Annotated in this window: 26 protein-coding genes and 1 other RNA gene; 17 read left to right on the top strand and 10 right to left on the bottom strand. The window is 63.4% G+C overall.

Annotated features, from left to right (window positions below):
* Positions 1 to 3 precede the first annotated feature (3 nt).
* Entirely contained in the window at positions 4 to 2,700 is a 2,697-nt protein-coding gene (locus tag AC0L2K_RS09405) for an ATP-dependent helicase (RefSeq protein WP_473531199.1), read from the bottom strand.
* Positions 2,701 to 3,034: 334 nt separating this feature from the next.
* Between AC0L2K_RS09405 and AC0L2K_RS09400 the strand changes: the two genes are divergently transcribed.
* Positions 3,035 to 3,940, top strand: a complete 906-nt coding sequence (locus AC0L2K_RS09400; protein WP_473531198.1) for a dienelactone hydrolase family protein — start codon at positions 3,035 to 3,037, stop codon at positions 3,938 to 3,940.
* Here AC0L2K_RS09400 and AC0L2K_RS09395 read toward each other — a convergent pair whose 3' ends face one another.
* Complete coding sequence (locus AC0L2K_RS09395; RefSeq protein ID WP_473531197.1) at positions 3,941 to 4,846, bottom strand: EamA family transporter; 906 nt, start codon at positions 4,844 to 4,846, stop codon at positions 3,941 to 3,943.
* 41 nt (positions 4,847 to 4,887) lie between these two features.
* Here AC0L2K_RS09395 and AC0L2K_RS09390 point away from each other — a divergent pair, with 41 nt between their 5' ends.
* Positions 4,888 to 5,421, top strand: a complete 534-nt coding sequence (locus AC0L2K_RS09390) for an Lrp/AsnC family transcriptional regulator (protein WP_473531196.1) — start codon at positions 4,888 to 4,890, stop codon at positions 5,419 to 5,421.
* 247 nt (positions 5,422 to 5,668) lie between these two features.
* Here AC0L2K_RS09390 and AC0L2K_RS09385 read toward each other — a convergent pair whose 3' ends face one another.
* The gene (locus tag AC0L2K_RS09385) at positions 5,669 to 5,866 is read right to left on the bottom strand and encodes a hypothetical protein (protein ID WP_091594205.1); all 198 of its coding nucleotides are present in this window, start codon (positions 5,864 to 5,866) and stop codon (positions 5,669 to 5,671) included.
* Between the two features lie 121 nt (positions 5,867 to 5,987).
* Positions 5,988 to 6,494, bottom strand: coding sequence for a thioesterase family protein (locus AC0L2K_RS09380; protein WP_287282163.1), 507 nt, complete (start codon positions 6,492 to 6,494; stop codon positions 5,988 to 5,990).
* A gap of 200 nt (positions 6,495 to 6,694) precedes the next feature.
* Between AC0L2K_RS09380 and AC0L2K_RS09375 the strand changes: the two genes are divergently transcribed.
* Both AC0L2K_RS09375 and AC0L2K_RS09370 read left to right on the top strand, forming a co-directional pair.
* Positions 6,695 to 8,107 carry an FAD-binding oxidoreductase gene (locus AC0L2K_RS09375; protein ID WP_473531195.1) on the top strand — a complete coding sequence of 471 codons (1,413 nt, stop codon included), beginning with the start codon at positions 6,695 to 6,697 and terminating at the stop codon, positions 8,105 to 8,107.
* A 94-nt stretch (positions 8,108 to 8,201) separates the two neighbouring features.
* The gene (locus AC0L2K_RS09370; RefSeq protein WP_473531194.1) at positions 8,202 to 12,224 is read left to right on the top strand and encodes an AsmA family protein; all 4,023 of its coding nucleotides are present in this window, start codon (positions 8,202 to 8,204) and stop codon (positions 12,222 to 12,224) included.
* 20 nt (positions 12,225 to 12,244) lie between these two features.
* Here AC0L2K_RS09370 and AC0L2K_RS09365 read toward each other — a convergent pair whose 3' ends face one another.
* The 4 genes from AC0L2K_RS09365 to AC0L2K_RS09350 all read right to left on the bottom strand — a co-directional run bounded on the left by AC0L2K_RS09365 (position 12,245) and on the right by AC0L2K_RS09350 (position 14,098).
* On the bottom strand, positions 12,245 to 12,472 hold the full coding sequence (locus tag AC0L2K_RS09365; protein WP_023798778.1) for a ribbon-helix-helix domain-containing protein: 228 nt from the start codon (positions 12,470 to 12,472) through the stop codon (positions 12,245 to 12,247).
* 20 nt (positions 12,473 to 12,492) lie between these two features.
* Positions 12,493 to 12,738 carry a DUF4169 family protein gene (locus tag AC0L2K_RS09360; RefSeq protein ID WP_473531193.1) on the bottom strand — a complete coding sequence of 82 codons (246 nt, stop codon included), beginning with the start codon at positions 12,736 to 12,738 and terminating at the stop codon, positions 12,493 to 12,495.
* A gap of 18 nt (positions 12,739 to 12,756) precedes the next feature.
* Complete coding sequence (locus tag AC0L2K_RS09355; protein WP_473531282.1) at positions 12,757 to 13,290, bottom strand: SspB family protein; 534 nt, start codon at positions 13,288 to 13,290, stop codon at positions 12,757 to 12,759.
* Positions 13,291 to 13,408: 118 nt separating this feature from the next.
* Complete coding sequence (locus AC0L2K_RS09350) at positions 13,409 to 14,098, bottom strand: TetR/AcrR family transcriptional regulator (protein ID WP_091594214.1); 690 nt, start codon at positions 14,096 to 14,098, stop codon at positions 13,409 to 13,411.
* Positions 14,099 to 14,251: 153 nt separating this feature from the next.
* On the opposite strand from AC0L2K_RS09350, the gene AC0L2K_RS09345 reads away from it, so the two are divergent.
* Positions 14,252 to 15,457, top strand: a complete 1,206-nt coding sequence (locus tag AC0L2K_RS09345) for a multidrug effflux MFS transporter (RefSeq protein WP_473531192.1) — start codon at positions 14,252 to 14,254, stop codon at positions 15,455 to 15,457.
* A gap of 148 nt (positions 15,458 to 15,605) precedes the next feature.
* On the opposite strand, the gene ssrA is transcribed toward AC0L2K_RS09345, so the two are convergent.
* Positions 15,606 to 15,962, bottom strand: a transfer-messenger RNA (tmRNA) gene (ssrA, locus tag AC0L2K_RS09340).
* Positions 15,963 to 16,133: 171 nt separating this feature from the next.
* On the opposite strand from ssrA, the gene AC0L2K_RS09335 reads away from it, so the two are divergent.
* The 6 genes from AC0L2K_RS09335 (at position 16,134) to AC0L2K_RS09310 (ending at position 20,691) form a co-directional block, all read left to right on the top strand.
* A complete protein-coding gene (locus AC0L2K_RS09335; RefSeq protein ID WP_473531191.1) occupies positions 16,134 to 16,445 on the top strand; it encodes a DUF2853 family protein in 312 nt (103 codons plus the stop codon).
* Positions 16,446 to 16,644: 199 nt separating this feature from the next.
* The gene (locus AC0L2K_RS09330; protein ID WP_287176385.1) at positions 16,645 to 17,439 is read left to right on the top strand and encodes a thymidylate synthase; all 795 of its coding nucleotides are present in this window, start codon (positions 16,645 to 16,647) and stop codon (positions 17,437 to 17,439) included.
* 201 nt (positions 17,440 to 17,640) lie between these two features.
* Complete coding sequence (gene modA, locus AC0L2K_RS09325) at positions 17,641 to 18,435, top strand: molybdate ABC transporter substrate-binding protein (protein ID WP_473531190.1); 795 nt, start codon at positions 17,641 to 17,643, stop codon at positions 18,433 to 18,435.
* A gap of 13 nt (positions 18,436 to 18,448) precedes the next feature.
* Positions 18,449 to 19,153, top strand: coding sequence for a molybdate ABC transporter permease subunit (modB, locus tag AC0L2K_RS09320; RefSeq protein WP_027153742.1), 705 nt, complete (start codon positions 18,449 to 18,451; stop codon positions 19,151 to 19,153).
* Positions 19,150 to 20,262, top strand: coding sequence for a molybdenum ABC transporter ATP-binding protein (gene modC, locus AC0L2K_RS09315; RefSeq protein WP_287228242.1), 1,113 nt, complete (start codon positions 19,150 to 19,152; stop codon positions 20,260 to 20,262). The genes modB and modC overlap by 4 nt, the downstream gene beginning before the upstream one ends.
* Positions 20,263 to 20,349: 87 nt before the next feature.
* Positions 20,350 to 20,691, top strand: a complete 342-nt coding sequence (locus tag AC0L2K_RS09310; RefSeq protein ID WP_023798788.1) for a winged helix-turn-helix domain-containing protein — start codon at positions 20,350 to 20,352, stop codon at positions 20,689 to 20,691.
* A 27-nt stretch (positions 20,692 to 20,718) separates the two neighbouring features.
* Here the strand turns inward: AC0L2K_RS09310 and cobF are convergent, their stop codons facing one another.
* Complete coding sequence (gene cobF, locus AC0L2K_RS09305) at positions 20,719 to 21,492, bottom strand: precorrin-6A synthase (deacetylating) (protein ID WP_473531189.1); 774 nt, start codon at positions 21,490 to 21,492, stop codon at positions 20,719 to 20,721.
* A gap of 56 nt (positions 21,493 to 21,548) precedes the next feature.
* Here cobF and AC0L2K_RS09300 point away from each other — a divergent pair, with 56 nt between their 5' ends.
* From AC0L2K_RS09300 to hflC, 6 genes are all read left to right on the top strand, one after another.
* Positions 21,549 to 21,716 carry a hypothetical protein gene (locus tag AC0L2K_RS09300; protein ID WP_287228245.1) on the top strand — a complete coding sequence of 56 codons (168 nt, stop codon included), beginning with the start codon at positions 21,549 to 21,551 and terminating at the stop codon, positions 21,714 to 21,716.
* Positions 21,717 to 21,726: 10 nt separating this feature from the next.
* Positions 21,727 to 22,101, top strand: coding sequence for a hypothetical protein (locus AC0L2K_RS09295; RefSeq protein WP_473531188.1), 375 nt, complete (start codon positions 21,727 to 21,729; stop codon positions 22,099 to 22,101).
* Positions 22,102 to 22,342: 241 nt separating this feature from the next.
* The gene (locus tag AC0L2K_RS09290; protein ID WP_128177747.1) at positions 22,343 to 23,350 is read left to right on the top strand and encodes a DUF4424 domain-containing protein; all 1,008 of its coding nucleotides are present in this window, start codon (positions 22,343 to 22,345) and stop codon (positions 23,348 to 23,350) included.
* Complete coding sequence (locus AC0L2K_RS09285; protein WP_473531187.1) at positions 23,350 to 23,868, top strand: dihydrofolate reductase; 519 nt, start codon at positions 23,350 to 23,352, stop codon at positions 23,866 to 23,868. The genes AC0L2K_RS09290 and AC0L2K_RS09285 overlap by 1 nt, the downstream gene beginning before the upstream one ends.
* A 142-nt stretch (positions 23,869 to 24,010) precedes the next feature.
* The gene (gene hflK / locus AC0L2K_RS09280; protein ID WP_091594230.1) at positions 24,011 to 25,120 is read left to right on the top strand and encodes an FtsH protease activity modulator HflK; all 1,110 of its coding nucleotides are present in this window, start codon (positions 24,011 to 24,013) and stop codon (positions 25,118 to 25,120) included.
* Positions 25,120 to 26,097: a protease modulator HflC gene (gene hflC, locus AC0L2K_RS09275; protein WP_128167091.1), complete on the top strand. Its 978-nt coding sequence runs from the start codon at positions 25,120 to 25,122 to the stop codon at positions 26,095 to 26,097. Before hflK ends, hflC begins: the two co-directional genes overlap by 1 nt.
* The last annotated feature ends 76 nt before the right edge of the window (positions 26,098 to 26,173 follow it).

The raw sequence follows: 26,173 nt of genomic DNA, 5'->3' as shown, positions 1-26,173 counted from the left end.
CGCTCACACCCCGGTGACAAACCCGTCCAGCACGCGCTTCTGGCCGGCCTTGTCGAAGTCGATGGTCAGCTTGTTGCCGTCGATGGCGGCAATGTTGCCGTTGCCGAATTTCTGGTGGAAGACGCGGTCGCCGACATTGAAGGGGGATGGCGTGTCGGCGACGGATTTGGCGACCAGTTCGCCGTCGATGGTGCGGCCCTTGATCGAGGTGCGGCCGGCGCCATAGCCACTGTCGGTCTCGCCAAAGCCGATGCGCTCGACCTGGTGGCCGGAGCGCGAGCCCCAGTTGCGGTCGGTCGCCTCGGTGCGGTTCTGCTGCGCGCGCTGCCAGCCCGGCGTTGCATAGGTGCTAGAGAAGGCGCCGGATTTTTCTGCGCCGACATTGTCGAAGCGCGAAGCGCCGTAAGGATTCTGCCGTCCTGCCGCCTGGCCGCCTCGTCCGGAGGCGAAGGAGCCGCCGCCATAGGCATTGCCGTAGCCGCCATAGGAGTTGCCGCTCTCGGCGACCTCGACATGGGCTTCCGGCAATTCATCGAGGAAGCGCGACGGGATCGTCGATTGCCACAGGCCGTGGATGCGGCGGTTGGAGACGAACCACAAATGCAGGTTCTTCTTGGCGCGGGTCAGCCCGACATAGGCCAGCCGCCGCTCTTCCTCGAGCCCGGAGCGGCCGCCCTCGTCGAGCGCGCGCTGATGCGGGAACAGTCCTTCCTCCCAGCCGGGCAGAAAAACCGTCTCGAATTCGAGGCCCTTGGCCGAATGCAGCGTCATGATGTTGACGGCGTCGAGCTCGGCGTTCTGCTCGGCGTCCATCACCAGCGCGACATGTTCGAGGAAGGAGCGCAGCGATTCGTACTCCTCCATGGAGCGGATCAGTTCTTTGAGGTTTTCCAGCCGGCCGGGCGCTTCTACCGAGCGGTCGTTCTTCCACATGTCGGTGTAGCCGCTCTCCTCCAGGATGGTCTCGGCCAGCTCGGTGTGCGGCGTGGTCTCCAGCGCCTTCTGCCAGCGCTCGAAATTGGCGGCGACCTCACGCAGCGCCGCGCGCGGCTTCGGCTTCAGTTCGTCGCTCTCAGCGAGTTTTTCCGCAGCCTCCAGCATCGGGATGCGCAGCCCCCTGGCGGTGTCGTGGATCTGGCGGATGGTGGCTTCGCCCAGCCCGCGCTTCGGCACGTTGACGATGCGCTCGAAAGCGAGGTCGTCTGCGCCTTGCGCGACGACGCGGAAGAAGGCCAGGGCGTCGCGGATTTCGAGGCGCTCGTAAAAGCGCGGGCCGCCGATGACGCGGTAGTTGAGGCCGAGGGTGACGAAGCGGTCCTCGAACTCGCGCATCTGGAAGGACGCGCGGACAAGAATGGCCATGTTGTTGAGATTGTGCTTCTGCCGCTGGTAGGCCTCGATGGTTTCGCCAACGGCGCGGGCCTCTTCCTCGGAATCCCAGGCGGCATGGACATGCACCTTCTCGTCGTCCTCGGCGATCTTTTCGGTGAACAGCGTCTTGCCGAAGCGGCTTTCATTGTGGGCGATGAGGTGGGAGGCGGTGCCGAGGATGTGCGCGGTGGAGCGGTAGTTGCGTTCCAGCCGGATGATCGTGGCGCCGGGGAAATCCTTGTCGAAGCGCAGGATGTTGTCGACTTCGGCCCCGCGCCAGCCATAGATCGACTGGTCGTCGTCGCCGACGCAGCAGATGTTGACTTTGCTTTCGCTCACGGGCTGTTCCGCGCCTGCCGGCGCGGGCCCGACCCCCCTTTTTTGCGCGCCTTCGGCGTCGCGGGAGGGGCCTCGCAAGGGCTCGGACGCCCGGTCGGGCTTGCGGCCTTCGGCCGTTCGCAAACCTGTCGACGTAGAAGTGCGTCCGGCGTCCGGCCGCTGGGCCAGCAGGCGCAGCCACATGTATTGGGCGGTGTTGGTGTCCTGATACTCGTCGACGAGGATGTAGCGGAAGCGCTTGTGATATTCCTTCAGCACGTCCGGATTGGCGCGGAAGATGCGGATCGGGTGGCACAGAAGATCGCCGAAGTCGCAGGCGTTCAGCGTCTTCAGCCGCTCCTGATAGGCCTTGTAGAGCTCGCGGCCCTTGCCGTTGGCGAAGGCGCGGGCGTCGCCCTCGGCAATCTCGGCGGGGCCAAGCCCCTTGTTCTTCCAGCCGTCGATCATCTGGGCGAACTGCTTGGCCGGCCAGCGTTTGTCGTCCAGTCCTTCGGCCTGGATGAGCTGCTTGATCAGGCGCACGACGTCGTCGGTGTCGAGAATGGTGAAGTCGGATCTGAGCCCGGCAAGTTCGGCGTGGCGGCGCAGCAGCTTCACTCCAATCGAGTGGAAGGTGCCGAGCCACGGCATGCCTTCGACATTGCCTTCGCCGATCAGCAGGCCGATGCGCTGCTTCATCTCGCGCGCCGCCTTGTTGGTGAAGGTGACGGCGAGGATCTGCGACGGGAAGGCCTTGCCGGTGGCGAGGATGTGAGCGATGCGGGTGGTCAGCACGCGCGTCTTGCCTGTGCCGGCGCCGGCCAGCACCAGCACCGGACCCTCGGTGGTCTCCACCGCCAGCCGCTGCTCGGGGTTGAGACCGTTCAGATAATCAGGCGCATTGGCATGGCCGCTGCGGGCAGCCATGGCGCGCGCAGCAATGCCCGACGGGGCCACGGGCCGCGCGTTCGGTTCATCAAAAAAAGGCATATCTTCCGAAAAGCCGGACATCTCCCCCGAATGTAGTGATTCGGCAGCGAAAGGCCAGAAGTGTCTCCGTTTTGTTCTCTGTCCAGCCGGGGGAGTTGCAAATCCTATGGCACGCCAGCCATAGCGCCGGCCTGCTCGACAGGCACGGCGGGTCGGAGAAGTGGGACGCAAATGCGCGGTTGCCCATGGGCGCGCCGCGGAGCGCACCTGTCGGAAGGAGTATCATCCTGGACCAGCCGCCGGTCTGGCGGACCTGCGCTTGCGTCAGCAGCGCCTCACTGATCCGTGACTGGACCGTGCGGGCTTCTACCCTATCTTGCGCGGCGGACATGTTCCCGAAGCCGAGGAGAGCGCCATGACAAAACCGAGCCCTGCCAACCCCGCCGTCAACAGACCCGCCATTACCCAGGCTATGATCGACGCGTATGACGAATACACGCATCTGACGCTCGACCGGCGGCGCTTCATGGAACAATTGACCAGGCTTGCCGGATCAGGTGCGGCGGCCGCAGCAATCGCGCCGCTGCTGGCGGCGAATTCAGCCCGGGCGGCGATAGTTGCCGAGGACGATTCACGCGTGACGGGCGAGGACATCAGCTATCCCGGCAGCGGTGGCGAGATGAAAGGCTATCTGGTCAAGCCGGCTGGCCAGTCCGGCAAGCTCGGCACCGTCATCGTCGTGCATGAGAACAGGGGGCTCAACCCGCATATACGCGATGTGGCGCGGCGCGTGGCGCTGGAAGGCTTCGTGGCGCTGGCCCCGGATTTCCTGTCGCCGCTCGGCGGCACGCCGGCCGACGAAGACAAGGCGCGCGAGCAGTTTTCCAAGCTCGATCCGGCGCAAACCACTGCCAATGCGGTCGCAACGGTCGCTTTCCTTAGGGGCAGCGAGGATGGCAACGGCAAGGTCGGCGCGGTCGGCTTCTGCTGGGGCGGCGCCACGGTGAACACACTGGCTGCCAACGCGCCGGATCTGGCTGCCGCTGTCGCCTATTACGGCATGCAGCCGAAGGCCGAGGATGTGCCGAAGATCAAGGCGGCGCTGCTGCTGCATTATGCCGGGCTCGACACCCGCATCAATGCCGGTATCGACGCCTTCAGGAAGGAGCTCGATGCAGCCGAAGTCGAGTACACGATCCATGTCTATGAAGGCGCCAATCATGCCTTCAACAATGACACGTCGGCGGCTCGCTACGACAAGAACGCGGCGGACCTCGCCTGGGGCCGGACGATCGCCTTTCTCAAGGAGAAGCTTGCCTGATCAGGCATTTGCCGGTTTGTGAAAAGCGACGCCGGCCACTACCAGCGCGATGCCGATGCAATCGGTTGGGCTGGGTATCTGGCGGAGCACAATGACGCCGATCAGAGTGGCGGTGACCGGCAGCAACGACAGCATCAGCGCGAAGCTCGATCGCGGCAGCCGCGACATGGCAAGCTGGTCGCAGATATAGGGGATGACCGAGGAGCAGATGCCGACGCCGATGGCGGCGATGAGCAGTGGCGGCGCCGAGAAAGCCGGCAGCGCATCGGTGAAGCCGATCGGCAGCACGATGAGAAAGGCGACCGCCATGGCGGCACCCAGGCCGGCGATGCCGTCGCCAGCGCCGGCGCGGGCAACGCGATGGCCAAGCATGATGTAGCCGACGAACAGCGCGCCGTTGAGGAAGGCCCAGAACAGGCCAATCGGGTCGCTTGACCATTTGACGTCGATCAGCAGCAAGGTGCCGATAACGGCAACGGCAAGCGCTGCGAAATTGCGCGGGCTTCTGACGCCGACCAGCGCAACGCCGATGGTGCCGACGAATTCGATCGCCGCGACCAGCGAGATCGGCAAGCGGTAGAGTGCCAGGTAAAAGGAGCAATTCATCACGCCGAGGCAAGCGCCGAAACCGAGAAGCAGCAGCCGTGTCGGCCGGTCGGCGCGGGCGAAGGCCGTCCACGGCCGGGTCAGCGGCGCGAAGACAAGGGCGGCCGTAACGATGCGCAGCCAGGCCATGCCGAGCACGCCGACATGCGGGAAAAGCAGCACGGCGAAAGCCGGCCCGAGATAATGAAACACAGCGCTGACACCGAACCAGACATGCGGCGGCAGCGATGTCGCCAGCCGGCCAAAGACAGGGCCGGCGAGGGCAGGGATAGCAGCTGGGGCTTGCGCTTGATCATCCATAAGATCATTATCGCAGGCAGATTTACCTGTTTACATGGGCAATGGCCAACCAAAGAGATCATTTATTTTCCAGAAACAAGGAGTTTTTCCTGAAACGTATTCGAAACGAAAATGTTGATCTGGATGCGGCGGATCTGAAAATCCTGCGCCTGCTGGAAAAGGATGCGCGCACCAGCACCGCCGAACTGGCGCGCTCGGTCGGCCTGTCAGCGCCGAGCGTGTCCGAGCGCATCAAGCGGCTGCAGGAGAGCGGCGTGATCGAGGCCTATACTGTGCGGATCAACCCGGCAGCGCTCGGCATGAAGCTGTCGGCATGGCTGCGGATCAGGCCGGTGCCCGGGCAGTTGGCTGCGGTCGCCGAGATCATCCGCGACTTGCCGGAAATCGCCCAGTGCGATCGGGTGACCGGCGAGGACTGTTTCATCGCGCTGGCGCATGTCGGCTCGGTGGCCGAGCTCGAACGGGTGATCGACCGCATCATTCCGTTTGCGATGACCAACACCGCAATCATCCAGTCGTCGCCGGTGCTGGCGCGTTCGCCGCTTGCGGCAGTGTTCGTCAATACATCTGCTTAACTGGAAAAAGTCGCGCCGCCCCTCATCGCCCTGCCGGGCACTTCTCCCCGTATAGTGACGGGGAGAAGGACGCTGTCATCAATGGTTTCGCCAAATTGCGGGCATTGCTGAAAGAACGCCGAGGCTGCGGCAAGCTCACCTTCTCCCCGTCACTATACGGGGAGAAGGTGGCGGCAGCCGGATGAGGGGCGGCGCAAACGCCCCAGAAAAAGCAATCGAACAACGAACCTACTTGTTCCCGCACCGATCAGGCGTGGCCGCGCTTCATCCGCGCCTGCTTCAGGATGGCGCGCCAGCGGATCATGGCGAAAGGGATCGGCTCGTTGTTGTTGGCGATGGTAAAAATTTCGTAGTTGAGGTTCTTCAGCGATCGCCAGAAATCATAGTCGCTGATGCGTGGGTCGGCCGCCAGCCTGTCCGCCTCGACCTTGATATCGGTTTTCATGCAATTTCCCCGAACCGCTTCAGCCCCCGCCGCCAGTATCGCAATGCGGACGGTTTTCGAACACCCGGCTGAGTCGTTCAACGCCTCAATTCGGCTTGTTCACGTTAAAACCTTGGTAAGGTTAACGGCGGTCTGACTGCGGCTCAAGCGTCTTGCGACGAATACCGATCGAACGGCCGGCGCGCTCAGGCATCGGCAGCGCCGCATGGGCGGCGCGCATGACTTCGACCTTGGCCAGGACATCGGCCGGGAAGGGCGCCACCTTCGGTCCGGACATGTCGACATGCAGCGACAATGATTCGGACGTGGCAGCGAGCCAGCCGTCGACATGGCGGATTTCCTGGTAGGCTCTCAGCCGCTTGTCGTCATGGTCGAGCAGCTGGAACGAGACATCGACCTTGTGGTCGAGATGTAGCTCCCTGATATAGCAGACATGGACTTCCGCCGTGTAGATGGTCAGCCGGCGCTGCTTCGCATAGTCCGGCCCCATCCCCATCATTTCGAACGCTTCGTCGGAACAGCGGTCGAACAGCACGTTGTAATAGGCCATGTTGAGATGGCCGTTATAGTCGATCCAGTCTTTTTCGATGGCCATGGGAGCAGAGGCGAAGGGGGCGGCGGTGGACATCGAAAACTTCCTTCTGGCTGGACAGGACGTGGTCGGGAGACTAGAGCGACGTGCGTCCAATTGGACGCACAAAGTACGCTCTAGCACATTGAATCTTCGCATCGTGCTTTCCGAAAATCGATTTCGATTTTCGGGCCGATGCGATAGGCATCCATAAGTCCATAACAAGGGTGGACGCTGGTCCATTCGCGGAGGAATAGATGGCTCTGAGCGACCTCAATCCGGTCGAGCGCAACGAAGAAGGCATCGCCGCGGTGCTCGGCATCCTCAAGCAGCGGCTCGGCGAACGGTTCCAGACCGGCCAGGCGATCCGCACCCAGCACGCGCATACCACCACCTACATTCCAACCCAGGCGCCGGATGGCGTGGCGTTTCCAGAGACGACACCGGAGGTGCAGGAGATCGTGTCGGCCTGCGCCGCGCACCGCGTGCCGGTGATCGCCTTCGGCGTCGGCTCTTCGCTGGAGGGCCACACCAACGCGCCGGGTGGCGGCATTTCTGTCGATACGTCGCGGATGAACCGCATCCTCGCGGTCAACCCGCAGGATCTCGATTGCACGGTTGAGCCCGGTGTTACGCGCGAGGATCTCAACCGGCACCTGCGCGACACCGGCCTGTTCTTTCCGATCGATCCGGGCGCCAATGCATCGCTCGGCGGCATGGCGGCGACGCGGGCGTCGGGCACCAATGCGGTGCGTTATGGCACGATGCGCGAGAATGTATTGTCGCTGACGGCGGTGATGGCCGACGGCGAGACGGTGACGACCGGCAAGCGCGCAAAAAAGAGCTCGGCCGGCTACGATCTGACGCGGCTCCTGATCGGCTCCGAAGGCACGCTCGGCATCATCACCCAGCTGACGCTTAAGCTGCAGGGCATTCCGCAGGCGATTTCCGGCGGCGTCTGTCCGTTTCCCAGCGTCGAGGCGGCCTGCAATGCGGTGATCGCGACGATCCAGATGGGCATTCCGGTGGCGCGCATCGAACTGGTCAATGCGCTGCAGATGCGGGCGATGAAGAGCTATTCGAAACTTGACTATCCCGAAAGCCCGTGCCTGTTCGTCGAATTCCATGGCAGCGACGCCGGCGTTGACGAGCAGGCCGAAACCTTCGGCACGATCGCCGAAGACTATGGCGGCGGACCATTCCTGTGGACCAGCGTCGCCGAGGAACGGACGAAGCTGTGGAAGGCAAGGCACGACGCCTATTGGTCGTCGCTGACGCTGCGGCCGGGCGCCAAGGGGCTGTCGACCGATGTCTGCGTGCCGATCTCGCGCTTTGCCGAATGCGTCACGCGAACCGAGGCCGACATCGCCGAGATGGGGCTGATCGCGCCGATTGTCGGCCATGCCGGTGATGGCAATTTCCATGTGCTGGTGCTGATGGACGCCGACGATCCGAAGGAAATCAAGCAGACGGAAGAGTTTGTCGCGCGGCTGAACATGCGGGCGATCGGCATGGATGGAACCTGCACCGGCGAGCACGGCATCGGACAAGGCAAGATCGGCTTCCTGCGCCATGAACTCGGCCACAGCGTCGACATCATGCGCACGATCAAGCAGGCGCTCGATCCGCAGAACATTATGAACCCTGGAAAGATACTGCCGGCCGACTAAAGTCTTTTGCTTTTGGGGCGATCGATTTGCCTCTTTATCGACACGCTGATGCGGGTAGAGTGCTGCTGATTTTCAATCGACTGCTTGGGGGTTGATGCTCGCACGTTTGTTCGTGATCTTCGGTGGCTTTTTCGTGCTGGTGCTGTGTGCGGCGCTGGTGGTGCCGTATTTTATCGACTGGACGGGCTACCGGGCCGATTTCGAGCGCGAGGCGAGCGCCATTCTGGGCCGCAAGGTCACCGTTCAGGGCGATGCAACGGCGAAATTGCTGCCGTTTCCCTCGGTGACCTTCTCGAATGTCACTGTCGCCGGCGGCCCCGGCGGCCGACCGGCAATGACCGTCGAGACCTTTTCGATGGATGCCGAACTGGCGCCCTTCCTGAGCGGCGAGGTGCTGATCTTCGACATGCGGCTGGTGCGGCCGAAGGCGACGATCGACATTGCCGCCGACGGCACGGTCGACTGGGCGATACGCCCGTCCTCGCCCTACGATCCCAGCCAGATCTCGATCGAGAAGCTGACGGTGACCGACGGAGAGATCGCGCTGCGCCATGCCGCCGGCGGCCGCAGCCATCGTCTTTCCGAGATCAATTCGACAATCTCTGCCAGATCGCTGGCCGGACCCTGGCGGATGGATGGTTCGCTGCGGCTCGACGGCCTGCGCAGCACGGTCGTCGTCTCCACCGGCAAGGCCAGTGGCGACGGACAGTTGCGGCTCAGGCTCAAGGCCGATCCAGACGCCTATCCGCTGGTCATCGAAGCGGATGGCAATGCCGGCATTGTCGATGGGGCCGCGATCTATTCGGGCCAGTTCAAGGTCACGAGTTCTGACAGGAATGGCGCCGACAAGCGTTTGGCGCAGCTTGACGGCACCGACGGTGAGAAGGCCAGCGCCGGCAAGCCGGAACCGGGGTTCAGACTGAACGGCAAGTTCTCGCTAGACCACCGGAAGCTTGGCGTCGACGAATTCCGCTTCGAGACCGGGCCACTCGACAATCCCTACACCGCCGACGGCAAGGCTGCCGTCGACCTTGGGCCGAACCCTCGCTTTTCAATCGAGGCCGATGGCGCTCAGGTGCAGTTCGATGAAGCCGTCGGCGCCGCGACCGGACTGACGCTGTCCGAGCGCGTCGCGGCGTTGGAGCAGGCGCTGCTCGCCCTGCCCAAGCCGACCATACCGGGCACCGTCGAGGTGAAGCTGCCGGCGGTGGTGGCCGGCGACACGACGGTTCGTGACGTGCGCCTTTCCGCCGAGCCGGCCGATGCCGGCTGGTCGGTGAAGTCGCTGGGCGCGACGCTCCCGGGCCGCGCCAGGCTGGAAGCAAACGGCATGCTCAGTCTCGAGGATCAGATCGGCTTCAGCGGTTCGCTGCTTCTGGCCGTGGGGCAGCCTTCCGGCTTCGCCGCCTGGCTGTCGAAGGATGTCGACGAGGCGATCCGCCGGCTTCCGGCCGCCGGCTTCAAGGCCAAGGTCGACCTGTCCGGGAACCGCCAGGCCTTCAGCGACCTCGAACTCGTTCTCGGCAAGGCGAAATTTTCCGGCCGCATCGATTCCAGCCAGGGCGAAGACGCCAGGCCGTCGGTGCTGATGCGGCTCGACGGCGGCGAGCTCGACGTCGACGGGCTCGCCGCCTTCGCCTCGATCTTCATCAGCGACAAGGGCGCCAACCGATTTTCCGACCGCGACCTCGATTTCCAGATCAAGGCCGGGCCGGTCAGCGCCGGCGGACTGACCGCCGATACGGTCGATACGGCGCTCAGGCTGCGCGACGGGCTGCTTGAAATCGACCGGCTCTCGGTCGGCGGACTTGCCGGCGCCTCGATCAGCGCCACCGGCCGGATCAAGGATTTCCCAGCGAGCCCGACCGGCAAGCTCGATGCCTCGGTGGTCGCCGTCGATCTCAAGCCGTTGGTCGATGTCGCGGCGAAGCACTATCCCGACAATGCCGTGCTGAAAGGGCTGGCGGGGCGTGTCGCCGCCTATCCCGAGCTGTTGCAGAATGCGCGCATCGATCTGGTGACAAGTGCCGCCGCCAATGGCGACGGCACGACGGGACTGGCGGTCAGCGCGCAAGGCAGGGCAGGCGGCTCGGCGTTTTCAGCATCGCTGTCCGGCAAAGGACTGGCAGATCGGCTTCTCGAGGCGCCGGTGTCGTTGACCTTCAACGCCAGGAATACCGACGCCACCGCGCTTCTGGCGCTTTACGGCCTGCCGGCGCTGCCGCTCGGCATGCTTGGCGAGGCGACCACTGATGTTTCGGCGAAAGGCACGCTTGGCGGCGGCATGGCGACGAGCTTCAACCTGACCGGCGACGATTTCAAAGCCGGTTTCGACGGGACGATCGCCAGCGCGCCGCAAGGCGCCACCGCCAAGGGCAAGATCGGCCTGGAAGCCGCCGATATCGAGCCGTGGCTGATGACGACAGGCGTCGGGCTGCCGGGCCTGGGGACAGGCATGTCGACTTGGCTGGCGGCCGACGCCGACTTCGGCAACGGCCGTCTGGTGCTGTCCAGCCTCAGCGGCGCAGTCAACGAGGCTGCGGTTTCCGGCGACCTCAATGTCGGCGTCGCCGACGGGCTGCCGCATCTTGCCGGCGCGCTGGCGCTCGATGAGCTGGATCTCGACCCGATGGCGGTGGCAGTGTTTGGCGACCAGGCCTTTCTGGGCTCCGGCAAGGCTTGGCCGGCCGCCCCGTTCAGCCAGAAACCCATCCTGCCGTTCACCGCCGAACTCGAGTTGACCACGGCGTCGCTGGTCGCCGGCCCGTTGGCCACGACCTATGACGCGGCGCTTTCGCTGAAGCTCGACCACGAAGGCATCCGCGTTTCGGACCTCAAGGCAAAGTTCGCCGGCGGCGCGCTTTCCGGACTGTTCGAGCTGAAGAACAATGACGGCACCGGGTTTTTCTCCGGCCAGCTGAAACTTGCCGGCGCCGATCTGGCCACCGTGCTGCCAGAGACCGGCATCAGCGGAACCGGCGATTTCTCGGCGGCGCTCTCGACCAGTGGCAAATCGGTCGATGCGATGGTTGCGGCGCTGTCCGGTTCCGGCACGGCGGCGCTGAAAGGCTTGACCATTGCCGGCGTCAATCCCGACGCCTTTGGCGCCGTCATCGCCAAGGCCGACGCCATTGGGCGCGATATCGACGCGGCCAAGACCGCCGGCTTCGCGCCGCAGATCGCCGCGGATGGCAGTTTTCCGGCTGGGGATGCCGACATCGCCTTCACAATCGCCGGTGGCACGCTGAGGGCGCCGCCGGTCAATCTTGAAAATCCGGCGGCGACGCTGTCGGCCGACATCACGGCGGACCTGAAGGCCAGCATGGTCGCTGCCATTGGTTCGATCACTTATCGGCCGGGCGACGAAGCGCTGGTCGGCTCCGATCCGACCGTGAATTTCAGCGTTGACGGGCCGTTCGGCGCCGCGAAGCGGCGGTTCGACAGTGAGCCGCTGGCGCAGTTCCTGACCCAGCGCGCGCTGGAAAAGGAGCAGCAGCGGGTCGAGGCGATGCAGGCAGCGCTGCTTGAAAAGCAGCGGTTGCGGCGCGAGGTGGGTTACTACGCGGCCCTGCAAGCCGAGCGCGACAGGGCAGCCGAAGAATTGCGCAAGCAGCAGGAGGCGGCGCGGCTGAAAGCCGAGGCGGATGCCAGGGCGAAAGCCGAAGCCGAGGCAAAGGCTAAAGCCGAAGCGGAGGCGAAGGCCAAGGCTGATGCGCAGGCGAGGGCTGAAGCCGAGGCTAAAGCCAAAGCCGAGACGCAGGCGAAGGCCGAAGAGGAGGTTAAAGCCAAGGCTGAAGCCGAGGCCAAGGCTGAAGCCGAGGCCAAGGCTAAGGCGGATGCCGAAGCGAGAGCCAAGGCGGCGCAAAAAGCGGCGGACGAGGCGGCGAAGGCCGAGGAACAGCGACGTCGGAAAGCGGAAGAGGCGAGGCGGATCGCTGCGGAACAAAAGGCAAGGCTCGACGCCGAGCGCAGGGCCGCCGCCGAGCAGGCGCAGAAAATCGAGCGGGCGCGTCAGCCGCCGGCCAATGACAACCCGCCGCCTTCAGGACCCGCGCCAAAACCCACGCTTGAACCCTCGTCGATCGACAATCTGCTGAAGTCGCTGGGCGGCGGATAGCCTCTAGCTAACCATCCGGGCTAGACCGGTTTCATCCCTCGCTTCGCCCAATCCAGGACGTAGAGCCTGAGCGCCGAGGACAGGTTGGCATCGCGCGGCCGGGCCTCGTCGATTTCGGCGACGAGGGCTGCGAGAGTCAGTTTGCGCGCGGCGGCGATGGCGACGAGATCGTCGAAAAACGGCTTTTCGAGCGAATAGCTGGTCCGATGGCCGCGAATGGTCACCGAGCGTTTCTCGACCGGGCTCACCGGACCTGACTCATTTCACTTCAAGCATCGGACTTATCCGAAAACCCCGCCGCATTTTTCGGTCTGACTTCAGGGCAATCCGCATCGCCCGAGGTTTCGCGGCGATGGCCGGCGACAAATCTTTCTGCCTTGTCGGCGATCGAACGGTCACGCTCCCGGTCGGCCTTGGAGCGGCCGTGCAGCGCCCGGTTCAGTTCGGCCAGGCGCTCCTGCTCGGCTCCTGCCTTCTGCTTGCGGGCCTGGCGGAGGTTGACGATGTCGGCCATGTCGCGCGGCCCGTCGGATCACTTCTTGCGGAAGGCGTCGAGCGATACCACTTCGGCGCCCTTGGCGGCGGCGTCGGCTGCGGCCGGCTCCTTTTCGGCCTCAGCGGCCTTCTTCTTCTCGGGCTTTTTCTCGGCGACGACGGCCAGCGGTTCGGAAGCGGGCTTGCCGGTCAATTCCCCGTCTGCCGAGGTTTCCGTCTTCACGTCGAATTCGAGCTCGAAATTGACGGACGGGTCGTAAAAGCCGCGCACGGCCGAGAACGGGATTTCCAGCTTTTCCGGCACGTCGGAGAACGACAGCCCGACCTCGAAGCCGGTGTCGGTCACCTTCAGGTCCCAATACTGGAACTGGATGACGATGGTCATCTGTTCGGGATAGCGCTCCCGCAAGCGGGAAGACACGCGCACGCCGGGGGCGCCGGTCAGGAAAGTGATGAAGAAATGATGGTTGCCGGGGAGGCCGGTGCGCGCGACTTCGGCCAGGACCTTGCGCATGACGCCGCGCAGTGCCTCCTGGGCCAGAATGTCGTAGCGAATGTGGTCGTCGGCCATGTCGCTGTCGGGTTCCGTTGAATCGTCCGCATAGCTGTAATCAAGCTTGAGCGCGGCGTAAACCGGATATAGATGCCGGCAGCACAGATGCGAGAGGACATGCCTCAGATTTGATCGCTCAGGCGCCAGCGAGCGCGCTGTGCTTTTGCGCATCGGCCGCCGGCTGCCGCTTGGCGAAGGCGCGCAGGAAGGTGCGTACGCCATGTGTCGCGGATTGCAGCACTTCATCATCGGTCGGCGTGCCGCCGAGCATGAAGGTCGTCTGCAATTCGGCATTGGCGAGGGCCTGGAACTGGCGCGCCGCGACATCGGGGTCCTCGATGTCGAGGAAACCGGCATGGGCGAGGCGGGCGAAACGGGCGGCGATCGCCGGCCATGTCCTGCCCGGTCCCAGTTCGCGCCATTCGGCAAACAGCTCGGGATAGCGCTCGCCCTCGGTCTGGATCAGCTTGCGCAGGAACTTTCCGTCGCGGCTGCAGATACAGTTGCGGGTCATGCGCACGGCGAAGGCGATCAGATCGGCCTCGAGATCCTTCGGCTGGTCGGGAAAGGTTGAAATGGTGGCGAAGATGCCGGCATTGCAGCGCTCGGTGAGATCGCGGACGATGGCGACGAAGAGTTTCTCCTTGTCGCCATGGTGATTGTAGATCGTCTGGCGCGACACGCCGGCCTCGGCGGCAATCATGTCGATATTGGCGCCGGCGAAGCTTTCGCGGCAGAACACCGCGCCGGCAGCGTCCATGATCGAGGCGCGCTTTGCCTCATGGCCGCGTGGCGGGATGCTGTCAGGAGAAACGTCGTGCTTCATGAAAACTATATAGAGGTGATTGACGAATTAGACAAGAGTGTCTAAATTTATGGACTTAGATTTAGAGGAATTCCCCCTGCAGGAATTCCACGGGATGGGACGTCCCAGGATTACACGCCGGTCGGCAAACCAGATTGAAAGAAGCCCGCTATCATGAATCCCCAATTCCTCCGCATCGCGGTTGTGCTCGGCCTGTTGTCGGCCATCGGTCCGTTCGCCATCGACATGTATCTTCCGGCGCTGCCTTCGATCGGCGCAGATCTGCAGGCCAGCACCGCAGCCGTGCAGATGAGCTTGCTGATCTTCTTTCTGTCCATGGGTTTTGGCCAGATCGTCGTCGGACCGATTTCCGACATGGTCGGGCGCAAGCTGCCGCTCTATGGCGGCCTCGCCCTGTTCATGGTCGGCGGCATCGGCTCGGCGCTGGCGCCCTCGGTCGAATGGCTGATCGCCTTCCGTTTCCTGCAAGGGCTCGGCGCCAGTGCAGGCATGGCGGTGCCGCGCGCCATCGTGCGTGACCTGCACACCGGCACCGAAGCTGCCAAGCTGATGTCGCTCCTGATGCTGGTGTTTTCGGTGTCGCCGATCCTGGCGCCGCTGACCGGCAGCGTCATTATCGAGAATTTCGGCTGGCGTGCCGTGTTCTGGACGGTGACCGGTGGGGCGGTGCTCGCCACCATCCTGCTGGCGACCTCGCTGAAGGAGACGCGGCCGGTCGAGGCGCGTGCAGGCAGTTCGTTCGGCACCGCGCTGTCGGCCTATCGCTTCCTGATCGGCGACCGCAACTTCCTTGGCCTGGCGGCCATCGGCGGCTTCGGGCTGGCGAGCTTCTTCGTCTATCTGTCGAGCTCCTCCTTCATCCTGATAGAACACTACGGGCTGTCGCCGTCGGTCTACAGCGTGTTCTTCTCGATCAACGCGGTCGCCTTCATCGGCATGTCGCAATTGACGGGAACGCTGTCCGAAAGGTTCGGGCTGAGGCCGGTGGTGCGGATCGCGGTGGTCGGCTATGCGACGACGATGGTGGTGCTGTTCGCGGTGATGGCGTCCGGCGTCGATCGGCTCGACGTCATGGCGGCGCTGCTGTTCGTCGGCTACGGGTTCCTCGGCCTGGTGATCCCTGCGACTTCGGTGCTGGCCATGGAGGAGCATGGCGCGATCGCCGGCACGGCCTCGGCACTGATGGGCACCCTGCACTTCGCCATCGGCGCGGTCGCCATGGGCATCGCCGGGGTGTTCTTCGACGGCACGCCGCTGCCTATGGTGGCCGGCATCATGCTTTGCGCGGTGATCTCGTTCACGCTGGCCAAGGTGACGCTCGGCCGCGGACGACAGGTTGTCGAAGCGCCGGCAGAATAGATGCTTTCCAGTGAGAGCAATGAAAAAGGCCGGGTCAGTCCCGGCCTTTTTCGCGTCTGGGCGCGGCCGCGCGGCCAGCAAGCCTGCTGCCGTCACAGTATCGAGGTGAGATGGGGATCGGAGGGAAAGTTGGAATCGAAGCAGGAGAAGTGGAGGTTTCTGTTGCCAGGTACCTCCGAACCCCGCCTAGAAGTGCGAACCACTAGGGCTTGATTTGAAGCTATCGCACCGCTTACGCGGCGAGACGTGCTTCCGCATAGTTGTCGTTGGCAACTATAAGTTCAGCCCGATAACGGTGGTACAATGCCGGGCAAAAGTACGATCTTTACACCTTCGTCGATCCTATTTCGCCCCCAGCAAAAGCCGCTCTTCGCAGAGCGGTTTTTGGTGGAGGCGCCGGGTACCGCCCCCGGGTCCGAACGGCTTATTTCATCGCCTGTTTATCGCCATAGTCGGTCGAGCCGACGAAACAGATATAGGGACCGATCGTGAAAAATGAAAGGCCTCAATGATGCTTTGTCCGCTGTCTCAAACAGCATCGCCAAAGGCTTGACTTGTCAACGCTCTCAACCGAAGCTTTGCGGCGGTGAGGAGTTACCGACTAGCGCACATTTTGCGGCAGCGCGCCACAACCCTCATCGACTGGATCTCGTGGCGCCGACGAGGGGAAAATTTGATGGCCGATTATCTCGCAGACGTGAAGAAGTACGACGCCGCGGCGGATGCCGACGCGGTCGCCAAGATCGTGAAGCATTTGGGCATTGCGCTCAGGAATCGTGATTCCTCGCTGGTCTCCTGCACGGATCCCGACGAACTTGGTCGCGTCAAGGCCAGCTGGGTTGCCAAAAAGCTCGGCGTCGACGACGGCAGCAAGGCGGACGCCGCCATCGAAAAGGCCTGCAAGGCGATGGAGGCCGATAACACCAAGAGCCGGGTGACCTTTTATTACCTGGTTGCCAAGGAGCTGGGCAAGCTCGCCAGCCTCTAAGGATCGCATGTCAATTTGCGGATGCTGATGCGGGCAGCTCTTTCTCCCCGTCACTATACGGGGAGAATTGCCCGGCAGGGCAATGAGGGGCGGCGCAAACGACCGGTAAGAGAAAGCGACTCTGGTGCCGTTTTGACATATTCGGCCGGCAGCCAGTCGGTTATGATTGCCTAACCCGAATCGAGCCCCCGAATCGCCGATGCGCCAGTATCTCGACCTCTTGAAGCACGTGCTGGAAAACGGCGCCGATCGCGGTGACCGCACCGGCACCGGAACGCGCTCGGTGTTCGGCTACCAGATGCGCTTCGACCTCGCGCGCGGCTTTCCGGTCACCACCACCAAGAAGCTTCACCTGAAGTCGATCGTGCATGAACTTCTGTGGTTCCTGGCCGGCGACACCAATATCAAATATCTCAACGACCACGGCGTCTCGATCTGGGACGAATGGGCCGACGAGAATGGCGACCTCGGCCCGGTCTACGGCAAGCAATGGCGCTCCTGGCCGGACGGCCATGGCGGCGCCATCGACCAGATTGCCAATCTCTTGAAGGAGATACGCAAGAATCCTAATTCCCGACGGCTGATCGTTTCGGCGTGGAACCCGGCCGAAGTGGAAGCCATGGCGCTGCCACCCTGTCATTGCCTGTTCCAGTTCTATGTCTCGGAAGGCAGGCTCTCCTGCCAGCTCTACCAGCGTTCCGCCGATATCTTTCTCGGCGTGCCGTTCAACATCGCTTCCTATGCGCTGCTCACCATGATGGTGGCGCAGGTCACGGGGCTGAAGCCCGGCGATTTCGTCCATACGCTGGGCGATGCGCATCTTTATGCAAACCATTTCGAGCAGGCGCGCGAACAGTTGCAGCGCACGCCCAAGGCGCTGCCGACGCTATGGATCAATCCGGAGGTGAAGGACCTTTTTGCCTTCCGCTTCGAAGATTTCCGGCTGGAAAACTACCTCGCCGATGCGACGATCAAGGCGCCCATCGCGGTGTGAGCCGCCACATCGGGCTTTTTGCTTTGTCTCAAATTGCTCGCCGGTGCTGTGTCGTCCGCCCGCGAGCGGTGGCGGTGTCATGCAGTGCCGTAGGCGGGCTATCGGGCTAAGTCAGGCAAAGAGCCTTCCCTTGTTATATTCAGGCGGATATATCGACTGGCAGGGTCGCGCCGATCGGATTTCAAGCCCCGGGAGAGTTTCATGCTGGTGCCCAAGGGTTTCGGATTGAAGGCGGCCGCCGTTGGCGGTCTTGCGATATTGATCGCCGCCATGCCGGTTGCCCATGCCGATGACAGGCTGATCGTCTTTGCCGCCGCAAGCATGAAGAACGCACTGGATGCAGTGAACACCGCCTGCGCCGCCGATGTCGGCGAGGCGGCGACCATTTCCTATGCGGCAAGCTCCGCATTGGCCAAGCAGATCGAGGGCGGCGCGCCGGCCGACGTCTTCATCTCGGCCGATCGCGACTGGATGAACTATCTGTCCGACAAGAAGCTGACCAAGCCGGGTTCCGAGGTGAAATTGCTCGGCAACCAGATCGTGCTGGTGGCGCCGAAGGATTCGACGGTCGAAACCAGGATCGAAAAGGGTTTTGATCTTGCCGGGCTGATCGGTGACGGCAGGCTTGCCATGGGCGATTTCCAAGCGGTGCCGGCCGGCAAATATGGCAAGGCGGCGCTTGTATCGCTCGGCGTCTGGTCCTCGATCGAAGACAAGTTGGCGCAGGCCGAGAACGTGCGTGCCGCGCTCAAGCTGGTCTCCACAGGTGAGGCAGCGCTCGGCCTCGTCTACGCCACCGACGCGCATGCCGAGCCCGGCGTCAAAGTGATCGGCACCTTCCCGCAGGATTCGCACCCGCCGATCGTCTACCCGGTTGCCCAGATCGCGGATTCGAAGGACAAGCATGCGTCGGCATTCCTAAAGTGCCTGCAATCCGCCAAGGCAGGCGAGCTCTTCAAGGCGCAAGGTTTTACGGTCCTCACGCCGAGCAACTGAGGCACGCCAAAAGATGGATTGGTTGCTGGACCTCACTCCCGACGAATGGAACGCGGTCCGGCTGTCGATCAAGGTGGCGACAGTGGCGATGGTCGCCAGCCTGCCGCCCGGCATATTGATCGCGCTTGTGCTTGCCCGTGGCCAATTCTGGGGCAAGACGCTGCTCAACGGGCTGGTGCATCTGCCGTTGATCCTGCCGCCGGTGGTTATCGGCTATCTGCTGCTGCTCTCCTTCGGCAGGCGAGGCCCGGTCGGGGCGTTTCTGGCCGAGCATTTCGGCATTGTCTTCTCCTTTCGCTGGACGGGTGCCGCATTGGCCTGCGCTGTCATGGGCTTTCCCCTGATGGTGCGGGCGATCCGGTTGTCGATCGAGGCGGTCGACCGCAGAATCGAGGCGGCGGCCGGGACGCTTGGCGCCAATCCGTTGTGGGTGTTCGGGACGATCACGCTGCCGCTGATCCTGCCCGGCCTGATTACCGGCGCGATCCTGTCTTTCGCCAAGGCGATGGGCGAATTCGGCGCAACGATCACTTTCGTTTCCAACATCCCCAACCAGACGCAGACGCTGCCGTCGGCCATCTACACGTTCACGCAGGTGCCGGGCGGCGATGCCGGCGCGCTCAGGCTGACGCTGATCTCGATCGTCATCTCGATGGCAGCACTTGTCGCATCGGAGGTGCTGGCGCGGCGCGTCGGCAGGCGGATGGATATCGAATGACGGTTGTGGTCGACATCAGCCATCGGCTCGGCGACTTCGAGGTCGACGCCCGCTTCGAGAGCGCCGGGCGGCTGACCGCGCTGTTCGGGCCCTCGGGCTCCGGCAAGACGACGCTGATCAACATGATTGCCGGCCTGATCCGGCCCGACAAGGGGCGGATCGAGGCCGACGGCCGCGTGCTGGTCGATACGGATGCGGGTCGGTTCGTGCCGAAGCACAAGCGCCGCATCGGCATGGTGTTCCAGGACGCGCGGCTGTTTCCGCATATGAGCGTGGCCAGCAATCTGCGCTACGGCCGCTGGTTCACGCCGACGGCCGAACGCTATGCGGACATCAATGCGGTGGTCGACCTTCTCGGCATCGGTGCTTTGCTGGACCGGCGGCCGGCAAAGCTTTCCGGCGGCGAGAAACAGCGCGTGGCGATCGGCCGGGCGCTGCTCGCCAGCCCGAAACTGTTGCTGATGGACGAGCCGCTGGCTTCGCTCGACGAGGCCCGCAAGGCAGAAATCCTGCCTTATATCGAGCGGCTGCGCGACGAGACGAAAATCCCGATCGTCTATGTCAGCCATTCGATTTCAGAGGTCGCGCGGCTGGCAAGCGACGTCGTTGTGCTGGCGCAAGGCAAAGTCGCTGCTTGCGGCCCGACCGGGGCGATCATGCAGCGGCTCGACCTGTTGCCGGCGGAGGAGCGCGGCGAGGGCGGCGCGGTGCTGGATACCGCGGTGCTGCGCCACGACAATGTCTTTGGCATGACCGTGCTCGGCTCGGTGGCGGGCGAGATCCGCGTGCCGCTTCTGGCGGTGCCGGTCGGTGCGCCGATGCGCATTCGCATCCGTGCCCGCGATGTGATGATCGCCACCGAACAGCCGACGGGTCTCAGCGCGCTCAACATCTTGCAGGGCATGATCGTGACGATGGCGCCGGGCGAGGGTCCCGCAGTCGAGATCGGCATCGACTGCCATGGCGCAACCGTGCTTGCCCGGATCACCGAGCAATCGCGACAGACGCTGAAACTCCGGCTTGGTCGAGAGGTCTACGCGGTGGTCAAGACGGTTAGCTTCGACCCGGCGAACATGAGCGCCGGCCTGCCAGTCGAGGCGGATGGATGACCCGCGGATGATCGTCGCTATATCATTTTGGAATAGCGGTAGCGCCGGAGAGCTTCTAGGATGGATGGCGGGACTGCGGAGGAGAGAATGCCGTCGCTGAGCTTGCGGATAAACCTCGATCCAGAAGGGCGCATCGGGCCGGGTAAGATCGAGCTTCTGGAGCAGATCGCCGCCTTCGGCTCGATCTCGGCGGCGGCGCGCGGCATGGAAATGTCCTACAAACACGCCTGGGATCTGGTCGAGGACATGAACCGGGTGTTCGGCAAGCCGCTGGTCGCGGCGCAGACCGGTGGCAAAAAGGGCGGCGGCGCGCAGTTGACGCCGGCGGGGCTTGCGGTGGTCAGCCGCTTTCGCGCCATCGAACGGGCTGCGGCTTCCGCGGCGGCGGCGCATCTGGAAGCATTACAGGCGGAGATCGATGCCGGGTGAGGTCGGTGGAACCTGTATCGGCGGAGCCTACTCCTCCGGCTCGCCGGGCTTGCGCAGCAGATAAGTGTCCATGATCCAGCCTTTTTTCCGACGCGCCTCGTCGCGGGTCCTGACGATCTCGTCGCCGACGTCGCCGAGGCGGCCGGAAATGAGGATCTCGTCGGGCGTGCCGAGATAAGCGCCCCAGTGGATAAGGAGGTCGTTGTCGTCCAGCGTGTTGAAGGCGCATTTGCCGTCCAGCATGACGACGGTGCTGCCGGCATTGTCGGGCAAACCTTCCTCGGTGAGCCGGCGGCCGGTGGTGATCTGAACCGCATCGCCGATGCGGTTCAGCGCCATCTTGTGGCTGGCGGCGAGCGCCTGGACGGCAGTGATGCCGGGGATCACCTCGAGCTCGAACGCGACATTGCCTCTCATGCGCACCCGCTCCAGGATGCGTAGCGCGCTGTCGTAGAGCGAGGGATCGCCCCAGATCAGGAACGCACCGCAGCCATCTTGCAAAAGCTCGTCGCGGATCAGGCTTTCATAGATCGCGGCGATCGCCTCGTGCCAGTCATCGACGGTCGAGCGATAGGAGGGCGTTGGCTCGGCCCGCACCGGCACGTCGAATTCGACCCGGCGCGAGTCTGGATTGGTGACGAACCGGTCGCAGATCTGGCGGCGCAGTTCTGCGAGATCGTTCTTTCTGGCGCCCTTGTCGGGAATGAACAGCACGTCGGCGCGGTTCAGGCCGTCGACCGCCTGCACGGTCATGTGGTCGGGATTGCCGGCGCCGATGCCGATGACGAGAAGCTTGCGCATGGGCGAACTCCTGCCCGATCGGAGCGTCGCTGTCCAGACAGGCCCGGAGGGTGGGGATGGCAGACGGGCATGGCATGTGGGCACTTGCGCACGTCGTCGGCACCAAGACCCAGCAGTCCTACGACCGCGCCGAAATGCTTGAGGAGCGCACAAAAATCATGCGGGCATGGGGCGACTACTGCACGGGCGTTTCGAACGTCGTGCTTCTGCAGGTGGCGGCATGAGCGCACCGCGATGAAAATTCGGCGAGCGCTGAAAAGTCGAGAGGGTAGACGGGGGCGTTATGGCCGCAAGGCTTGTGTTTTTATGGACATCTCTTCCCAAGGGGTGGTGATGGCGGGTAGATGGCAGCGGCAGAGCGTGTGCTATTGGGTTGAGCTGGTCTGGGGAGCACCAATGTGGAAAAGAGAGCAAACTGAGTTGCAAAAAAGAATTGAACTCCAATTCAAAGAGGACTTCCGCGTCGATCCATTACACCCCTTGGAAAGCAGCGAACGTTTGCGGCGGGCGTACGAGAAATACGGGCTCACTCCAATTCTAAAACGTGGGATCGCTGTGATGTTTGTTCTGATGCTCGGGTTGGTCATTTGGGAAGCCCTCCGTCACTGACCCCGCCCCGCGCTCCGTGACCGCTTGATTGACCCGTCGCGCTCCTGTGCGGCAGTTTTTGTTTCATAGAGCGTACTTTGTGCGTCCAACTGGACGCACGTCGCTCTAGCCGTTTCAATGTGGAGTTTCAAAGCCCTTCCGCGCTTAGCACCTCAAATCCTCGCATCGTGCTTTCCGAAAATCGATTCCGATTTTCGGGCCGATGCGATAGAGTCATCGGCATCTCGCCCAGGGAGCTTCCATGTTCCGTTATGTCCTGACCGCCGCGCTGGCGCTTTCGGCCACGCCCGTGTTCGCCAATGATTCGATCGCCGAATTGGGGACGGGCGGCCTGATCCTGTCGCGCAGCGACGCGGTCGCCATGGAAAGCGAGGACCTCTACATCTCGCCGGAAAAGGTGACGGTCGACTATGTCTTCCGCAACAACACCGACAAGGATGTCGATGCGATCGTCGCCTTTCCGATGCCTGACATCGAAGGCGATCCGAACGAGATGCCGGCAATTCCCGACGGCCAGAGCGATAATTTCCTCGGCTTCGAGGTGACCATAGACGGCGTGGCGGCAAAGCCGCAGCTCGAGCAGAAGGCATTTGCGCTCGGCATCGACATCAGTGCCGATCTCGAGTCGCAGAACGTGCCGTTCTACCCGTTCGGCGATGCGGCCAGGGCGGCATTGGCGAAGCTGCCGCAAGCGGTTGCCGACGACTGGGTCGACCGCGGCCTCATCATCGAGGACACCGCCGACGACGGGTCTGGCATGAAAACCGTCTATGTGCCGTTCTGGCAATTGCGCTCGACTTATTGGTGGCGCTCGACCTTTCCAGCCAACAAGGCAGTCCGCGTCGCCCATCGCTACAAGCCCAGCGTCGGCGGCACCTCCTCGGTCAGCTTCTTCTATGACGGCCAGTTCCAGGGCCAATACGCCGCCTACAAGACCCGTTACTGCATGGACGGCACGTTCGAGAATGCGATTCGCAAGGCGGCGAAGGGCACTCCCGACGGCACGCCGAGATATTTCGAAAACCGCATCGCCTATGTCCTGACCACTGGCGGCAACTGGGCGACTGGCTCGATCGGCAAGTTCAAGCTGACCGTCGACAAGGGCGATCCGAAGAACCTGGTCTCGTTCTGTGGCGAAAACGTCAGGAAAGTCGGGCCGACGCGTTTCGAGATGACGGCAGAGAATTTCTACCCTGAGCACGACATCGACATAATGCTGCTGGTACCTTCGGGCGGGAGCGGCGGCTGATGGACGTCGCGATCTATGTCGCCATCGCCGAAAACGGTGTGATCGGGCGCGATGGCGGTTTGCCGTGGCGGCTTTCCAGCGATCTCAAGCGGTTCAAGACCGACACGATGGGCAAACCTGTCATCATGGGTCGCAAGACCTATGAAGGCATCGGCCGGCCTCTGCCGGGCAGGCTCAATATCGTGGTGACCCGCGACAAGGCCTGGCGCGCCGAGGGCGTCGAAGTCGTGCATTCGCTCGACGAGGCGATCCGCCTGGCGAAGGTGCGCGGGCGCTGCATGGCCGGCGCCGACGAAATCTGCGTCATCGGCGGCGGCGAGATCTATGCCCAGGCGCTGCCGCTGGCCGACCGCCTGCATGTCACCCATGTCCTTGCCGCGGTCGACGGCGACGCGCATTTCCCGCCGATCGACCCGGATTTGTGGCGCATCGGCCGGTCGCAGGACGTTCCGGCCGGTGAAAAGGATAGTCATGCGACACGCTATTCGGTTTACGAGCGACGCCGCGACGTGCATTGAAAGACGGTAAAGGGTCGCGACGGTCCAAAACGGACGGTGACGACGACCGATCGCGTTGAAAGCGTGCCGTCGCATCCCTATAGAAGAACAACACCGGATTTTGCGTCGTCAGGCCGGCGCGTGAGGGAGCGAAAGGACATTTATGCCCTGGAATGACAAAAGCGGCGGAGGCGGCGGCCCATGGGGCGGCGGCAACAATCCAGGACCCTGGGGGCAGGGACCAAAGGGGCCTAGTGGTCCGCAGGGCTCGCCTCCCGATCTCGAAGATATCATCCGGCGCGGCCAGGACAGGTTGCGGCGTGCTTTGCCGGGTGGCGCTGGCGCCAGCCCAGCCGTGTTCGGATTGATCGCGGCGGCGCTTTTAGCGCTGTGGGCGTTCAAGGCGGTCTATACCGTGCAGCCCGACGAGGTTGCGGTCGAACTCAGATTCGGCGTGCCAAAGGCAGAGTTCTCCCAGCCCGGCCTGCATTTCCATTGGTGGCCCATCGAGACGGTCGAGACGGCCGTCATTGCCGAACAACTCGTCAACATCGGCGGCGGCACGGCCTCCGGCAACGGTTCAGGGCTGATGCTTTCGGGCGACCAGAACATCGTCAACGTCCAGTTCTCGGTGGCCTATCAAGTCTCCGATCCGAGGGCCTATCTGTTCGACGTGTCCGATCCCGACGGCATGCTGCGCCAGGTCGCCGAAAGCGCCATGCGCGAAGCGGTCGGTCGGCGGCCGGCGCAGGACATCTTCCGCGACGATCGCGAGGGCATTGCAGCGTCCGTGCGCGAAATCATCCAGACGACGCTGGACGGCTACAAGGCCGGCCTGAACGTCAACGCGATTTCGATCGAGGATGCCGCACCGCCGCGCGAAGTGGCCGACGCCTTTGACGAGGTGCAGCGCGCCGAACAGGACGAGGACAAGTTCGTCGAGCAGGCCAACCAGTATTCCAACCAGAAGCTCGGCCAGGCGCGCGGCGAGGCCGCACAGATCCGCGAGGAGGCGGCCGGCTACAAGAACCGGGTCGTGCAGGAGGCCGAAGGCGAGGCGCAGCGCTTCATCTCGGTCTATGACGAATACGCCAAGGCGCCGGATGTGACGCGCCAGCGGCTTTATCTGGAAACGATGGAGAGGGTTCTGAAGGATTCCAGCAAGGTCATTATCGAGCAAGGCAGCGGACCAGGGGTCGTTCCCTATCTGCCGCTGCCGGCATTGCAGCAGAAGGCGCCGGCGCCGGCGCCGGTGCTGGGAGGAAACCAGTGATGGCCAACCGTCTTCCCATCATCGCCGTCATCGCCGCGGTCGTCCTGTTCCTGCTCTATTCGTCGGTCTTCGTTGTCAATGCGCGCCAGCAGGCACTGGTGCTCAGGTTCGGCGAGATCGTCGACGTCAAGAGCCAGCCGGGCATCTATTTCAAGGCGCCGTTCGCCTTCTTCGATGCCGACAGCGTGCAGTTGATCGAAAACAGGGTGCTGCGCTTCGACCTCGACAACATCCGCGTCCAGGTTTCGGGCGGCAAGTTTTATGAGGTCGACGCCTTCATCGCCTATCGGATCTCGGATCCGCGCGTGTTTCGCTCCGCGGTTTCCGGCCAGATCGAGCTGGCCGAGGCACGCTTGAGGACGCGTCTCGACGCCGCCTTGCGCCGTGTCTACGGTCTGCGCGACTTCGAGGCGGCGCTCTCGGAAGAGCGAGCCGTGATGATGCGCGAAGTGCGCGATCAGCTGAGGCCCGACGCCACGTCGCTCGGCCTGCAGATCGAGGATGTCCGCATTCGCCGGACCGATTTGACGGCGGAAGTCTCGCAACAGACATATGACCGCATGAAGGCTGAGCGTCTGGCCGAAGCCGAGCGGCTGCGGGCGCGCGGCAACGAGGCGGCGCAGCGCATCAGGGCGCGCGCCGACCGCGAAGTGGTGGAGATCGTCGCCGAGGCACGGAGAGAGTCTGAAATCCTGCGCGGTGAAGGTGAAGCTCAACGCAGCGCCACCTTCGCGAACGCCTACCAGCGCGATCCAGCCTTCTTCGACTTTTACCGGTCGATGAATGCCTACGGCACGGCGCTGAACAGTACCGGGACGACGATGGTGCTGTCGCCGAATTCGGACTTCTTCCGCTTCTTCCGCAATCCCGCCGGCGCGGACACGCCGGCAGCGCCGGCTGCACCGGCAGCGCCTGGGCCAGCAGCTGGGCCCCGTGCACCCGCTGCACCGACAGCGCAGCCAGGCACCGGCCAGTAACGGCCGGTGCAGGACTTTCTGGCGGCAATAGGCCTGGTTCTCGCGCATGACCCCGAAAATCGGAATCGATTTTCGG

Source organism: Mesorhizobium sp. WSM4817 (genome assembly GCF_055811135.1).
This window is presented reverse-complemented; position numbering and strand designations above follow the sequence as displayed.